This window comes from Pseudomonas sp. Pseusp49 (assembly GCF_059491875.1).
On sequence record NZ_CP168514.1, the window covers coordinates 1,729,562 to 1,743,753 of the forward strand.

Genomic DNA, 14,192 nt, shown 5'->3' on the forward strand with positions numbered 1-14,192 from the left:
CCGGTCACATCCGCATGCGAATGTGCCGGGCATGATGATGTATGACGCCAAGTTGGCTGCCCGGGCCTTCACTTCGATGCACAATCTGTTGGATGAAGTGTTCAAGGGCTGATTGCCCCAGGATCAAGAGATCGCAGCCCACGGCAGCTCCTGCAGGAGAACGCATTTCCCTGTAGGAGCTGCCGAAGGCTGCGATCTTTCAGGGCAACTCGATCCTGTCAACTTCCCCCGGCACCTTCGGCCAGTCCCCGGCCGCCCAACGCCGGCGCGCTTCATCAATCGCCGCCGGATCGCTTGCGACAAAATTCCAGTTGATCCGCCGTGGCCCGTCCAGCGGCGCGCCGCCAAACAGCACGGCGTGGCTGTCGCTTTCAGCGAAAAGCGTCATTTCTTCCCCGGTCGGCAACACAACTAGCGAATACGGTTCTATCAGCTCGCCATCCAGTTGCACTTCGCCGCTCAACACATACAGCGCACGTTCTTCATGTTCGGTGGGAATCAGCAATGTCGTCGCCGTTTGCAGGTGCAATTCCGCGTACAACGTAGGAGAAAGCACCGGCACCGGTGACTCCAGGCAAAAGCCGGATCCGGCAATCATGCGGATCTTCACCCCCAGGTTTTCGCTGACCGGCAAGGTGGACGCCGGATGGTGGCTGTAATGCCCCGGGCCCTGTTCTTTGTCCTTGGGCGATGCCAGCCAGATCTGCAAGCCGTGCATCGTGAAGCCGCTCTCCTTGAGTGCCTCTGGCGTGCGTTCGACGTGGGCGATGGCGCTGCCGGCCGTCATCCAGCTGACATCGCCGGTATCAACAACCTCGTCGGAGCCCAGACTGTCCTTGTGCTGGATTTGCCCCTGGAACAAATAGGTCAGGGTGGACAGGCCAATGTGCGGATGCTGGCGGATGTTCATGCCTTTGCCCGGCGGATAACGGGTTTCCAGCATGTGATCGAAAAACACGAATGGCCCGACGCTGCGGCACTTGGCGGATGGCAGTGGGCGCAGGATCGGCTGGCCTTCGACGTCTTCGGTGCGGGGGCGGATCACGAGCGGAGTGGTCATGGTGCGTTCCAGGCTGGGCGGGTGATGCGTTCGAGCATAACCCGCTTGCGCAGCCCTTGCCGCTATTGGCTGAAGGCGCCTTCGGACAAATGCGTTTCGATGCTGACTTCAGTGGTGGTCATCAGCTTGTGGATCGGGCAGCGATCGGCCACGCGGTGCAGCTCGTCGCGCTGGGCGTCAGTGAGTACGCCCTTGAGGGTCAGTTTGACGTGCAGCGTGTATTGGCCTTTTTGTTCCAGGCTGTTGTCGCGCTTGACCTCGACGCCGACACCGGTCAACGGGATGTCCTTCTTCTTCGCATAGAGCTTGAGTGTCAGGGCCTTGCAGGCGCCGAGCGCGGCATCGAAATAATCGTGCGGTTCCGGCGCGGTGCCTTCTCCGCCCGCCGTGACGGGCACGTCGGCGAAGAGTTCGTGGTCATCGATTTGTACGCTGTGGCGAAAGCCTTCGGCAGAAACGGTGTTGACGGTAACGGTCATGGGAAACCTCGCAGGCAACAGGATATTTATTCGATCAAAAGACCTTGAAGGTATAGAGCATGGTGCCGGATATGCGTTCCGGTTTTCTTGTACAGGTGGGGCTTTTCGCTTAATCGTTACCGTTGCAGTAATGTTGTTTTGATATCACTTTTTCGTCTTACGCAAATTTTCAACAGTCCGATACCGTCTAAAGAACCCGCTGCCTGACGCAGCGCTTTTGGAAGGAACCAGGGGAATGAGCATCAGAAGTCTCAATATTGCGCCGCGTGCGAGTCTCGGTTTTGGCCTGTTGGCGTTGATGGTTTTTGGCTTGGGCGCCTTCGCTCTGCTGCAGATGTCGAACATGCGGGCGCAGTCCGATCAAGTCGATGACAACTGGCTGCCCAGTGTCATGGCGGTCGGTGATATGAGTCAGGACATGTTGCGGCTGCGAGCATTGACCATGCGTCTGCTGATTAATCGCGACCCGCAGGCACAGGCGCAGAACGTCAGCAAGATCAACGATCTCAAAACTGTCCTCGATGGTGCACAGCAACGCTATGACAAGTTGATCGTGCTGCCTGAAGAGCGCGTGTTGTTCGACCGCTTCAAGGCCGCCGAAGCAAAGTATCTGCAATTTCAGAGTCAGGTGATGACCGAAGCTACCCAGGGACGGGTGGAAGAGGCGGCGGCCATTCTCAATGGCGAGATGAATCCTCTGGCCGATGAAATCACGGTTACGCTCAGGGAGCTGGTCGAGCTCAATCGGCACAACGCCAATCTGGCAACCGAAGCGGGTCGCCTGGTGTTCAGCCAGTCGCGGGTCTGGGTCGGGGTAATGATCGGTGTGAGCGCGCTGATCACTATTGGCCTGGCGCTGCTGTTGACGCGCAGCATCGTGTTGCCGTTGTCACAGTCATTGAAAGTGGCGGAGGTGGTCGCCAGCGGCGACCTGACTGCAGCCATCAGCATTTCCGGCAAGGATGAACCCGCGCGGCTGCTGCACGCGCTCAAGAGCATGCAGCAGAGTTTGCGCGAAACCATCCAGCGTATATCCGATTCATCCAGTCAATTGGCGTCGGCTTCGGAAGAGCTCAGTTGCGTCACGGAAGACGCTACCCGAGGCCTGCATCAGCAGAGCCTGGAAATCGAGCAGGCGGCCACGGCGGTCAACCAGATGACCGCTGCCGTGGAGGAAGTGGCGAGCAATGCCGCAGCAACGTCGCAAGCTTCGCGCGAGTCCGACCGCATTGCCCAACACGGCCGCGAACAAGTGCACCAGACGGTGCTGTCGATCGAGTCTCTGGCCGAAGATGTCACGACCAACGTCGCTCAGGTCGAAGATCTTGCGCAGAAGGTATATGGCATCACTACCGTGCTGGACGTGATTCGCGCGATTGCCGAACAGACCAATCTGCTGGCCTTGAACGCCGCGATCGAAGCCGCGCGAGCCGGGGAGGCCGGGCGCGGGTTTGCGGTAGTGGCTGATGAGGTGCGGGCACTGGCGCATCGCACCCAGCAATCGACCCGGGAAATCGAGCAGATGATCACCGGTATCCAGCAGGGTACCGACTTGGCTGTCAGCTCGATGCAGCAGAGCAACACCCGGGCGCGCTCGACGCTGGAGGCGGCAAAGGCGGCGGGCGTTGCCCTGGAAGACATTGCCTCGGCATTCACGGTGATCAATGAGCGCAATATCGTGATTGCCAGTGCCTCGGAGGAGCAGGCGGCGGTGGCGCGGGAGGTCGATCGCAACTTGATGAACATCCGTGACCTGGCGCAACAAAGCTCGGCCGGAGCGAATCAGACCAGTGCGGCGAGTCAGGAGTTGTCGCGCTTGGCGGTTGACCTGAATACGCTGGTGGCACGTTTCTCGGTCTGATGAAGATCAAGAGATCGCAGCCTTCGGCAGCTCCTACAGGTTTATGCGATCCATGTAGGAGCTGCCGAAGGCTGCGATCTTTTGATTCAAAAAAAGCCCCGCAATGGCGGGGCTTTTCGTGTCGATCCGGATCAGCTGCCTTTGACAGTCTTACCGTTGACCTTGCCGTCCAGGAGCATGATGTTGTACTCCTTGCCGTCGTTTTCGACCTGTTGCAGGCGGACCAGCAGGTAATCCCAGTCCTTGGCGAACCACATCACGGTGATGCGTTTGCTCTGCGTCGGGTCGCGCACGCGCTCAACCTTGATCGCGTCGATCTGGCCGGCCTTGGTGTCGACTTTTTCCGAACCCAGCACGCGGAAGTCATAGGTGTCGACTTCGCCGCCATCGACCACTTGGTAGCTCATGGTCTTCTTGCCGGCAGCGACATCATGTTGCAGTGCCAGCTGGTAGGTGGACTTGTCGACCATGCCGCGGTTGAGTGGAAGCTTGACGGCGTCACCGCGATCGGTGCCGGTGATCATCTTGGTGTTCCAGTCGAAATCCAGATCCGATTTCTTGGCCTTGCCCAGGCCGCCACGCTCAAAGTGGTACGACTCCGGAAGCAGCGTGTCCTTGTCCAGGGTCAGGGTGCTTTCCTCGGACAGGCTGGCGATCATCATCGATGCCTTGAAACTCAGTTTCCATTTGCCGTCGCTGGTTTTTTCGAGGCTGCGCTCGGCAGTGCCGCTCATGGGGAGCTGTTTCCAGTCGGCGGTGTAGCTGGCGGAGAAGGGTTGAAGTTCTGCCGCCTGAGCGAAGGGCAAAGCGAGCAGAGCGCAAGCGAAGAGCAGGGCGCGACGCATAAAATCTCCTAGTTTCGAATCAAGTGGCCGCTGGCCGCGAGTAGCTGTCCATCCAGTAAAGCACCTTGCTCGCCGAGGGCCAGACGACCTTCGGCAAACCAGCGTACGGCCATCGGGTAGATCAGGTGTTCCTGAACATGGACCCGCTGCGCCAGACTCTGCGGCGAATCCTGTAACTCTACCGGTATTACAGCCTGTACGACCAGTGGTCCGCCATCGAGTTCCTCGGTGACGAAGTGCACGGAGCAGCCGTGCTCGGCGTCGCCGGCCTCCAGCGCGCGCTGATGAGTGTGTAACCCTTTGTATTTGGGTAGCAGCGAGGGGTGGATATTGAGCAGGCGACCCTGATAGTGGCGTACGAAACCCGCGCTGAGAATGCGCATGAATCCGGCCAGTACCACGAGTTTGGGGTTGAAGGCGTCGATCAGTTCGATCAGCGCGGCATCGAAGGCCTCGCGACCTTCGAAAGCCTTGTGATCCAGGGTGCGGGTGTCGATACCCGCGTCCCTGGCGCGTTGCAGGCCGTAGGCGTCGGCGCGGTTGGAAATCACCGCAGCGATGCGGACCGGGCTGTCGCCGGTCCGCGTGCTGTCGATCAGGGCCTGCAAGTTACTGCCGGTGCCGGACAACAGCACCACCACATCACAGGTCGGAGACATCAATGAGCCTTGAGGTTCTTCAGTTCTACCTGAGCCGCGCCTTCGGCAGCGGTGGAGATCTGGCCGATGACCCAAGGCTGCTCGCCTGCTTCGCGCAGAACGTTCAGGGCGGTTTCAACGTGCTCCTGAGCCACGCAGATGACCATGCCCACGCCGCAGTTCAGCACGCGGTGCATTTCGTTCTCGTCGACGTTGCCTTTCTCTTGCAGCCAGTCGAACACGGCCGGACGGTTCCAGCTGGCCACGTCAACCACAGCCTGCGCGCCTTTTGGCAGAACGCGCGGGATGTTGTCCAGCAGGCCGCCACCGGTGATGTGGGCCATGGCTTTGACCGCGCCGGTTTCCTTGATCAGCTTGAGCAACGGCTTCACGTAGATGCGGGTCGGGGCCATCAGCAGGTCGGTCAGCGGCTTGCCGTCGAGCTGGGTGTTTTCGATGTCGGCGCCGGACACTTCGATGATCTTGCGGATCAGCGAGTAGCCGTTGGAGTGCGGGCCGGAAGACGGCAGGGCGAGCAGGGCGTCGCCGGCAGCAACCTTGGAGCCGTCGATGATTTCGGACTTTTCCACGACGCCGACGCAGAAGCCGGCCAGGTCGTAGTCTTCGCCTTCGTACATGCCCGGCATTTCAGCGGTTTCACCGCCAACCAGCGAGCAGCCCGACAGTTCGCAGCCAGCGCCGATGCCGGTAACCACCTGGGCGGCGGTATCGACGTTCAGTTTGCCGGTGGCGTAGTAGTCGAGGAAGAACAGTGGCTCGGCGCCGCACACCACCAGGTCGTTGACGCACATGGCAACCAGGTCGATGCCGATGCTGTCGTGCTTGTTCAGGTTCAGTGCCAGACGCAGCTTGGTGCCGACGCCGTCGGTACCGGAAACCAGCACAGGCTGCTTGTAGCCGGCCGGGATTTCGCAGAGGGCGCCGAAACCGCCCAGGCCGCCCATGACTTCCGGGCGCGCAGTGCGCTTGGCGACGCTCTTGATGCGTTCGACCAATGCTTCACCGGCGTCGATGTCTACACCGGCGTCCTTGTAGCTCAGGGAGGGTTGCTTGCTCATGATCCAGGCCTTTAGGGGGGATTCAGGGGTAACGACCGAGTTCAGCGGGGCCGCCGAAATCGACGAGGGCGATTGCCTCACGCGAATTTCGAAAGTGCCCGGCTGTTGCCGGTCTGCGAAGGCGCGCGATTTTATCAGGCTTGAGCCGCAGCGGCCATCCTCAGGCCGACAGCAGGGCCATATCCGTTAAAAAAAACCGTTGATGCGCGGTGTCGGTGGCATCCTGCATGGCTGTATAAGGTGTCGCGATTAACCGTCTATCGTTATGACAGTGCGAAAACTTACCCGGAACGTGTGAATGTTTTGCGTCGGGCAATGGTCACAGCCTTGCTCGATTGTCTTCATGCGGTCTGTTCCAGCCGCTCTTGTCGTCAGGAATCTTCCATGCGTTTTTGTAAATTCTTGCTTGTCAGTTGTTTGTCAGTGGTCAGCCTGGTCAGTCATGCCGAAACCGTCAAAGGCCTTTATCAGGTGCGCGAGCCGGTGAATGGCCAGTCGCCCGAGGAGCGGGACCAGGCGACTCAACGTGCATTGGACACGTTGGTGTTGCGCCTTACCGGCGACCCCAAGGCTGCTCAGAATCCGGGGCTGGCTGCAATTCGCAAAGATCCGCAACAGATCATCAGCCAATACGGCTTTGAAGCCGGTCCGCCGGAAGTCCTGAAAGTCGATTTCGACCCGGCTACCACCGAGCAGGCCCTGCGCCGCGCCGGCCTGGCCATGTGGGGGGCCAATCGGCCGTCGATCCTCGGCTGGTGGCTCAACGATTCCACCGAGGGTTCAAGCCTGGTGGGCGACGGCCAGGCCAGCGCGGCGCCACTGCGGCGGGCTGCCCAGCACCGGGGCTTGCCATTGCGCTTGCCATTGGCGGACCTGAACGAACAGATCGTCGCCACCGCGCCGAATCTGGAAGGCGCAGATTCCGGCCCTTTGCTTGCGGCATCGGAACGCTACAACGCCGACGCCCTGCTCGCGGTACACGCCAAAGAGGAGGGCGGGCAGTGGCAAGCCAAGTGGCAATTGTGGCTGGGGGATAAAAAAGAGGCAGGCAGCGTGCAGGGCGCCGATCAGGCCGCCGTGGCCGATGCGGTGATGCTGGCGGTCAATGAGCGCCTGGCGCCGCGGTTTGTCGCCAAGCCGGGTGCTTCGAGCGCGCAATTGCTGGAAGTGCAAGGCATGAATCTTGAACACTACGCGTCCCTTGGGCGCTTGCTGGAGCCCTTTGGCGGGCGCGTGCAAAGCGTCGACGGCGACCGGATCGTCTACCGGGTCAATGGCAGCGCCGAGCAGTTGCGTGCGCAACTGTCGCTGGCACGGTTGCAGGAAGCGCCGGCAGCTCAGGCGCCGACTCCGGCAGTGCCGGTTCAACCGGCCGCCGGTGGTGCGGTGCCAGCCCCGGCGCCTGCGCCAGCCCCGACACCGCAACTGCGGTTTCGCTGGTAGTTTTTCTCTCTTTATATAGAAGCAATGGAGTGGTTCATGGCCGATACGCGGCGTTGGTTCTGGCTCGGTGGGGTGGTCCTGCTTTGTGTTTTTGTCTGGTTGTTGCATCCGATCCTGACGCCGTTCCTGGTGGCCCTGCTGTTGGCCTATCTGTTCGACCCGCTGGTGGATCGACTGGAGAAGGCGGGGCTGTCTCGAACTTGGGGTGTAGTGGCGGTGTTTGCCTTGTTTACATTGATCCTCACCGCGCTGCTGTTGGTCCTGGTGCCGCTGCTCGCTCGGCAGCTGTTTCGCTTGTATGAGCTGGCCCCGCAGATGCTCGACTGGCTGCAGCACACGGCATTGCCCTGGGCGCAATCGAAATTCGGCCTGTCGGAGGGCTTCTGGAAGTTCGACAGGCTCAAGGCCGCCATCGGTGAGCATATGACTCAGACTACTGATGTTGTCGGCGTAATACTGAGTCATGCCACGGCCTCGGGGCTGGCGGTGATTGGCTGGTTGGCGAATCTGGTGTTGATTCCGGTGGTGAGCTTCTACCTGTTGCGCGATTGGGACCTGATGATGGCCAAGGTCCGCAACCTGCTGCCCCGTAATCGTGAGGAGCGAGCGGTGTCGCTGGCGGGTGAATGCCATGAAGTGCTCGGAGCATTCGTTCGCGGCCAGTTGCTGGTCATGGTGGCCCTGGGGGTGATCTACGCAGCAGGCCTGATGCTGGTTGGGCTGGAGCTGGGCTTGTTGATTGGCGTGATTGCCGGTCTGGCAGCGATCGTACCGTACATGGGATTTATCATCGGCATCGGTGCGGCGCTGATTGCAGGGCTGTTTCAGTTCGGTGGTGATCTATACCCGATGCTCGGCATTGTCGCGGTGTTCATGGTTGGCCAGGCGCTGGAGGGTATGGTGCTGACGCCGTTGCTGGTCGGTGACCGGATTGGCCTGCACCCGGTGGCGGTGATTTTTTCGATCCTGGCCGGGGGTGAGCTGTTCGGCTTTACCGGTGTGCTGCTGGCATTGCCGATCGCCGCGGTGATCATGGTGCTGGTGCGCCATGTGCAAGATTTGTATAAGGATTCCGATATCTACGGGGGCGTTGACGAACCGAAGCTGTAAAAGGTGTCGATGGGCGATGGCGGGCTGCCCCGGGTTCGTACCGGGTCCGCCTGATTACACAGCGTGACTGTCACATGCACCGCCAAAGAAACTGTCATAAAACCGGTGCGTTAACGCAAACCTTTGATTTTGCTTGTGGTCTATCGCATTGTGCGGCCCGCTTCACGGGTATAAACTTCGCAAACTTTACACAGAGGCCACTAACGGTTCCTTTGGAACTGTTCAGTCAGCATGAAACCGATTCAGTTGCCCCTAGGTGTGCGTCTGCGTGACGACGCCACCTTTATCAACTACTACCCAGGCGCCAATGCCGCTGCACTCGGCTATGTCGAGCGGCTATGCGAAGCCGACGCCGGCTGGACCGAAAGCCTGATCTACCTTTGGGGCAAGGATGGGGTAGGGCGTACGCACCTGTTGCAGGCTGCCTGCCTGCGCTTCGAGCAATTGGGAGAGCCTGCGGTGTATCTGCCGCTGGCCGAGTTGCTCGATCGCGGGATCGAGATTCTCGATAACCTTGAGCAGTACGAACTGGTCTGTCTCGATGACTTGCAGGCGGTTGCCGGCAAGGCGGACTGGGAAGAAGCGCTGTTCCATCTGTTCAATCGCCTGCGCGACAGCGGCCGGCGCCTGCTGATTGCCGCGTCGACATCCCCGCGCGAGTTGCCGGTGAAGCTGGCGGACCTCAAGTCGCGCCTGACCCTGGCCTTGATCTTCCAGATGCGCCCACTGTCCGACGAGGACAAATTGCGTGCCTTGCAATTGCGCGCCTCCCGCCGCGGACTGCACCTGACCGATGAGGTCGGGCATTTCATCCTGACTCGCGGTACCCGCAGCATGAGTGCGTTGTTCGAGCTGCTTGAGCGTCTCGATCAGGCCTCCCTCCAGGCTCAGCGCAAGCTGACAATCCCGTTTTTGAAAGAAACCCTCGGCTGGTAGACCCTCTGAAACCGGGGCTTACAGCCGTTTCGGCATATTTCAGGCGCCAGAAATTCCGCTTTCCTGCAAGGTTGCAGGCCGCGTGCATGTTTAAAATGGGCTTAAGCGCTTAGATGTAAACGAGAAACCAATAAGTCACAAAAAGATTGATTGAATTTGCAAATGAGGTCGATAGCGGGCATAGTCTCGACTTCTTTACAACTTCAGCCACGGTCGTGCCCATGCTAAATCGCTTCGCACCCCTCGTGCCTCTCGCACTCGTCACCCTGTTGTTCGGTTGCGCTGCCCACACGCCAGTGGCCCAGCAAGCGCCGCAACAGCAGGTTCAAAACTCGGCCACTGCCCAGTCTTCCGCTCTCTTTCAGGAAGAGCTGGCCACCGAAAAAGAACTCGCAGACTTCGCTGGCGGCAAGTCCTACCAGCTTCCGGTCCTGGCCGACAGCATCCTCGAACGCGGCATGTCCCTGATCGGTACCCGTTACCGTTTCGGCGGCACTTCTGAAGCCGGCTTCGATTGCAGCGGTTTCATCGGTTACCTGTTCCGCGAAGAAGCGGGCATGAACCTGCCACGCTCCACCCGCGAAATGATCAACGTGGACGCTCCGCTGGTCTCGCGCAGCAAGCTTGAGCCGGGCGATCTGCTGTTCTTCGCAACCAACGGTCGTCGTGGTCGCGTCAGTCATGCCGGGATCTACCTGGGTGACAACCAGTTCATCCACTCCAGCAGCCGCCGCAGCGGTGGTGTGCGCATCGATAGCCTGGGCGACAGCTACTGGAGCAAGACCTTCATCGAGGCCAAGCGCGCCCTGGCGATGGCACCTAACGCGTCGCCAATCGTCACTGCACGTAAATAAGCGGACATTTTGTAAGGCGAACTTAAAGTCTTACTTGAAGTTTGTCGCGTAGCCGCTAGAATCTTGATCTACAAATGATGGCAAACCGCCTGCGTCCAACGCAGGCGGTTTTCTTTTCTGCGCTCCCCGCAGAAAAAGCCGCAGCCAGATCAGGATGTTCTGCTTATGACGACGTCGGCCCGCCTCGCAATCATGTTCTTCGCAGCGCTGCTCAGTGCCTGCGCCAGTCGCACACCGCCTCCTGCGCCGGTGGTTCGCGCGCCCATCGTATTTGGTTCCCCACAAGCTTTTTCGCCCGAAGCGGAAGACGTGCTGTTTCGCGCGCTCGGCCTGGTGGGTACGCCTTATCGCTGGGGTGGCAACACGCCGGATTCCGGATTTGATTGCAGCGGCCTGATCGCCTATGTGTATCGCGATGTCGCCGGTATTGCCTTGCCGCGCACGACTCGCGAGATGATCTCCATGCAAGCGGCGAATGTCGGCAAGGAAGGCCTGCAAACCGGTGACCTGCTTTTCTTCGCCACCAATGGCGGTTCCCAGGTCAGTCATGCCGGGATCTACGTGGGAGAAGGGCGTTTCGTCCATGCACCGGCCACCGGCGGCACCGTGAAGCTCGACAGTCTGTCCAAGGCTTATTGGCAAAAGGCTTACCTGAGCGCCAAGCGTGTTCTGCAGCCCGAACATCTGGCGCGCAACCCGTAACGTCCGGAGCTGCTGCTCATGACTGCTCGCACGCTGAATCTCGACGACGCCCTTTATCAATACCTGCTCGATGTTTCCCTGCGTGAAACGCCACTGCTCAAGCGCTTGCGCGATGAGACCCAGGCGCTGCCGATGGCGCGCTGGCAGGTGGCGCCGGAGCAGGGGCAGTTTCTTGCGTTGCTGGTGAAGCTGACCGGCGCCAGACGCTTGCTCGAAGTCGGTACGTTCACCGGATACAGCGCGCTGTGCATGGCGGCTGCATTGCCGGCTGACGGTTCGCTGATGTGCTGTGATATCCCCGGCGACTACAACGCCATTGCACGGCGCTACTGGCAGGAAGCGGGGCTCACCGGGCGGATCGACCTGCGCCTGGCACCCGCACTGGAAACCCTCGCCGAGCTTGAGCGGCAAGGTCAGGGCGAGCAGTTCGACCTGGTGTTCATCGATGCCGACAAGGCCAACTACCCGAGTTATCTGGAGCATGCCCTGCGTTTGCTGCGGGTCGGTGGGCTGGCGGTGTTCGACAACACCCTGTGGAGCGGGCGTGTGCTTGAGACCAGCCCCGAGAGCGCGGACACCCGGGCGATCCAGGCGCTCAACCTGGCGTTGAAGAATGATGTGCGGGTGGATCTGTCGTTGTTGCCGTTGGGGGACGGGCTCACACTCTGTCGCAAGCGCTGAACCCTGAACCCTGTGGGAGCGGGCTTGCTCGCGAAGGCGGTGTATCAGTCAAAACATCAGTCGACTGACAGCCTGCATTCGCGAGCAAGTCGGATCGCCGCACCGCCGCTCCCAGAGGGGAATATGTTGGCAGTTGGAATTTATTTCACTGCCGACACCCGCCACACCTTGTTCCCCACATCATCAGCCACCAGCAGATCGCCCTGCCGATCGATCACCACGCCCACCGGGCGGCCCATGGCTTCTTCCTTTTCGTTGAGAAAACCGCTGAGCACTTCAATCGGTTGTCCCGCAGGTTTGCCTGCGCTGAACGGCACGAAAATCACTTTGTAGCCACTGTGGGGGTTACGGTTCCAGGAGCCGTGCTGCCCGATGAAGGCCCCTTGGGTGAAGGGCGGCGGCAGCTTGCTGTTTTCAGCGAAGGTCAGGCCCAGTGATGCCGTGTGTGGGCCGACGGCATAGTCCGGAGCGATGGCCTTGGCCACCAGGTCGGGGTTTTGCGGCTCGACGCGAATATCGACATGCTGGCCGTAGTAGCTGTACGGCCAGCCATAGAATGCGCCGTCCTTCACTGAGGTGATGTAGTCCGGGACCAGGTCGCTGCCGATTTCATCCCGCTCGTTGACCGCGGTCCACAGCGCGCCACTGCGCGGTTCCCAGGCCATGCCGTTGGGGTTGCGCAGGCCGGCGGCGAAGATCCGGTGCTGGCCGGTGGCACGGTCCACTTCCCAGATCGCTGCGCGACCTTCTTCCTTGTCCATGCCGTTTTCCGCGACGTTGCTGTTGGAGCCCACGGTGACGTAGAGCTTGCGGCCGTCCTTGCTGGCGATGACGTTTTTGGTCCAGTGGTGGTTCAGCGGACCACCCGGCAGGTCGACCACTTTGACCGGCGGCGAGTTGATCGATGTATCGCCGTTTTCATAATGGAATCGCAGCAGGCTGTCCGTGTCGGCCACATACAGGTCATTGCCGACCAACGTCATGCCAAAGGGCGAGTTGAGGTTTTGCAGAAACACCGTGCGGGTTTCCGCGACGCCATCGTGGTTCTTGTCACGCAGCAAGGTGATGCGGTTCGCGCTGGGCACGCGAGCTCCGGCGCGTCCCATGACTTTCTTCATGACCCAGCCGCGAATGCCTTTGCCGTCTTCGGGTTTGGGTGGCGCGTTGGTTTCCGCCACCAGAACGTCGCCGTTGGGCAGCACATAAAGCCAGCGGGGGTGATCCAGGCCTTCGGCAAAAGCGGCCACTTGAGTGCCCGCGGCGGCGACGGGTTTCGCGCCCTGTGGCCAGCCGATGGCCGGGGCGATGTTCACAGTCGGGAGCAGGGTTTTGTTGGGGGGCGGCAGTTGAGGAGAGGGGCCGGTGCCGTCGGAGACTTGCAGGCCGGCGGTCTCACTGCAACCGGCGAGCCCTCCGCAGATCGCGATAACGAGAACGAGCGGGGGCGTGCGCATACGGGTGTTCCCTATGAGTGCCTTGTTCTAATCATAGAGACGCGTCGTCGTCCAATGGTTCAACCTCTAGCCGCGTGCTTCCTTGAACAGCACCGCGATGCCGGGGTGATAGTTGCCGGCTTCATTGCGCAACTTGCGGTAGGCATACGGGAAGTACCAGGCGACCGCGCAGGTGTGTTCCTTTTGCAGGTCGTCGACCATGTCCTGGAGTTCTTCCGGTGTCGCGCCTTGCTGGGCTTTTTGCGGGGCGACGAACAGGCAGCCGAGTTTCAGGTCGCTGGCGTGGCTCAGGCGCTTCGCATCGCTGGCGATGTCGAGCAGGGCCTGGGTCAGATTGAGGCTGTTGACCCGTGGCCAGCGCTGGCTGGTCTGGATGTAGGCGCGGATTTCGGGCGAGGCGAGGAACAGGTCGGCGCGGCTGTTGCGTTCGCCTTCTTCGGCCTGCTTGCGGGTAGGCGTCTGTTGCAGTGTGACCATCTCGGCCATCCAGGCGGCGGCCGACAGCAGCCCGAGATTGGCTTTTTCGTCGTGCCAGTAGGGGGTGTCGCCATCACCGCGGACGGCGTTGTAGCGGTCGATGCATTCGAACCAGCGCTCGAGCACAGGACGCAGGAATTCCAGCTTTGGATTGCTGATGATCATGCCTTGCATGGGCTCACCCTTATTATTGTGTTGTGAGGTTATGGCTCTTTGATATCACTGCTGAGAGCGAGGCACAAGATTGACGTCAGTTTTTTGCTTGGCGACCGTTATTCGGCGGATGGCCTCCCGGCTTTAATTGACGCTCCACCCCCAACCCTCTAACCTTCGCGGCTTGTTTCAGGTGCTCTGTGACTTGGGTCGACAGAGTGAAACAGGGAAGCCGGTGAGCGAGTTCTTTCGTTGGTCGAAGAACCGCAATTCCGGCGCTGCCCCCGCAACGGTAAATGAGTGAAAACTGTGTCTGATGCCACTGTGTCGATTCGATGCGGGAAGGCGCGCAGTCTGGCTTCGCGCCACTCATGAGCCCGGAGACCGGCCTGATTCATCCAGCGGCATCACGGTGGGCGA

At 60.4% G+C, this 14,192-nt stretch carries 14 protein-coding genes, 1 pseudogene and 1 riboswitch; of the genes and pseudogenes, 8 read left to right on the top strand and 7 right to left on the bottom strand.

Translation table 11 applies throughout. The features are described from left to right. Positions 1-10: 10 nt before the first annotated feature. Positions 11-112: pseudogene (locus ACEN83_RS07680) on the top strand (dienelactone hydrolase family protein); the annotation flags it as partial. An 87-nt stretch (positions 113-199) separates the two neighbouring features. Here ACEN83_RS07680 and ACEN83_RS07685 read toward each other — a convergent pair. Together ACEN83_RS07685 and ACEN83_RS07690 are read right to left on the bottom strand one after the other, a co-directional pair. Continuing rightward, positions 200-1,060: a pirin family protein gene (locus tag ACEN83_RS07685; RefSeq protein ID WP_495579913.1), complete on the bottom strand. Its 861-nt coding sequence runs from the start codon at positions 1,058-1,060 to the stop codon at positions 200-202. 62 nt (positions 1,061-1,122) lie between these two features. Further along, positions 1,123-1,539 (bottom strand): OsmC family protein, encoded by a 417-nt coding sequence (locus ACEN83_RS07690; protein ID WP_492586076.1) that lies wholly within the window; start codon positions 1,537-1,539, stop codon positions 1,123-1,125. A gap of 235 nt (positions 1,540-1,774) precedes the next feature. Here ACEN83_RS07690 and ACEN83_RS07695 point away from each other — a divergent pair, with 235 nt between their 5' ends. Then, complete coding sequence (locus tag ACEN83_RS07695) at positions 1,775-3,400, top strand: methyl-accepting chemotaxis protein (protein WP_495579914.1); 1,626 nt, start codon at positions 1,775-1,777, stop codon at positions 3,398-3,400. Positions 3,401-3,531: 131 nt separating this feature from the next. Here ACEN83_RS07695 and ACEN83_RS07700 read toward each other — a convergent pair whose 3' ends face one another. The 3 genes from ACEN83_RS07700 to purM are packed head-to-tail and all read right to left on the bottom strand — an operon-like array spanning position 3,532 to position 5,962. Next, positions 3,532-4,245 (bottom strand): DUF3108 domain-containing protein, encoded by a 714-nt coding sequence (locus ACEN83_RS07700; RefSeq protein ID WP_007977541.1) that lies wholly within the window; start codon positions 4,243-4,245, stop codon positions 3,532-3,534. 8 nt (positions 4,246-4,253) lie between these two features. After that, positions 4,254-4,904, bottom strand: a complete 651-nt coding sequence (gene purN / locus ACEN83_RS07705; protein ID WP_495579915.1) for a phosphoribosylglycinamide formyltransferase — start codon at positions 4,902-4,904, stop codon at positions 4,254-4,256. Next, the gene (gene purM / locus ACEN83_RS07710; protein ID WP_007984558.1) at positions 4,904-5,962 is read right to left on the bottom strand and encodes a phosphoribosylformylglycinamidine cyclo-ligase; all 1,059 of its coding nucleotides are present in this window, start codon (positions 5,960-5,962) and stop codon (positions 4,904-4,906) included. Before purM ends, purN begins: the two co-directional genes overlap by 1 nt. Before the next feature lie 384 nt (positions 5,963-6,346). Between purM and ACEN83_RS07715 the strand changes: the two genes are divergently transcribed. The 6 genes from ACEN83_RS07715 (at position 6,347) to ACEN83_RS07740 (ending at position 11,688) form a co-directional block, all read left to right on the top strand. Beyond that, positions 6,347-7,405, top strand: coding sequence for a DUF2066 domain-containing protein (locus ACEN83_RS07715; protein WP_495579916.1), 1,059 nt, complete (start codon positions 6,347-6,349; stop codon positions 7,403-7,405). 36 nt (positions 7,406-7,441) lie between these two features. Next, entirely contained in the window at positions 7,442-8,515 is a 1,074-nt protein-coding gene (locus ACEN83_RS07720) for an AI-2E family transporter (RefSeq protein ID WP_495579917.1), read from the top strand. A gap of 231 nt (positions 8,516-8,746) precedes the next feature. Beyond that, positions 8,747-9,451: a DnaA regulatory inactivator Hda gene (gene hda, locus ACEN83_RS07725; RefSeq protein WP_007898944.1), complete on the top strand. Its 705-nt coding sequence runs from the start codon at positions 8,747-8,749 to the stop codon at positions 9,449-9,451. A gap of 221 nt (positions 9,452-9,672) precedes the next feature. Continuing rightward, positions 9,673-10,305 (top strand): C40 family peptidase, encoded by a 633-nt coding sequence (locus ACEN83_RS07730; RefSeq protein ID WP_057715813.1) that lies wholly within the window; start codon positions 9,673-9,675, stop codon positions 10,303-10,305. Between the two features lie 165 nt (positions 10,306-10,470). Further along, positions 10,471-11,007, top strand: a complete 537-nt coding sequence (locus tag ACEN83_RS07735; protein ID WP_104449855.1) for a C40 family peptidase — start codon at positions 10,471-10,473, stop codon at positions 11,005-11,007. An 18-nt stretch (positions 11,008-11,025) separates the two neighbouring features. After that, positions 11,026-11,688, top strand: a complete 663-nt coding sequence (locus ACEN83_RS07740) for a class I SAM-dependent methyltransferase (RefSeq protein ID WP_495579918.1) — start codon at positions 11,026-11,028, stop codon at positions 11,686-11,688. Between the two features lie 140 nt (positions 11,689-11,828). Here ACEN83_RS07740 and ACEN83_RS07745 read toward each other — a convergent pair whose 3' ends face one another. After that, positions 11,829-13,142: a PQQ-dependent sugar dehydrogenase gene (locus tag ACEN83_RS07745; protein ID WP_495579919.1), complete on the bottom strand. Its 1,314-nt coding sequence runs from the start codon at positions 13,140-13,142 to the stop codon at positions 11,829-11,831. 66 nt (positions 13,143-13,208) lie between these two features. Continuing rightward, positions 13,209-13,793 (bottom strand): hypothetical protein, encoded by a 585-nt coding sequence (locus tag ACEN83_RS07750; RefSeq protein WP_495579920.1) that lies wholly within the window; start codon positions 13,791-13,793, stop codon positions 13,209-13,211. Between the two features lie 153 nt (positions 13,794-13,946). After that, a riboswitch (cobalamin riboswitch) is annotated at positions 13,947-14,179 on the top strand. Positions 14,180-14,192 lie beyond the last annotated feature (13 nt).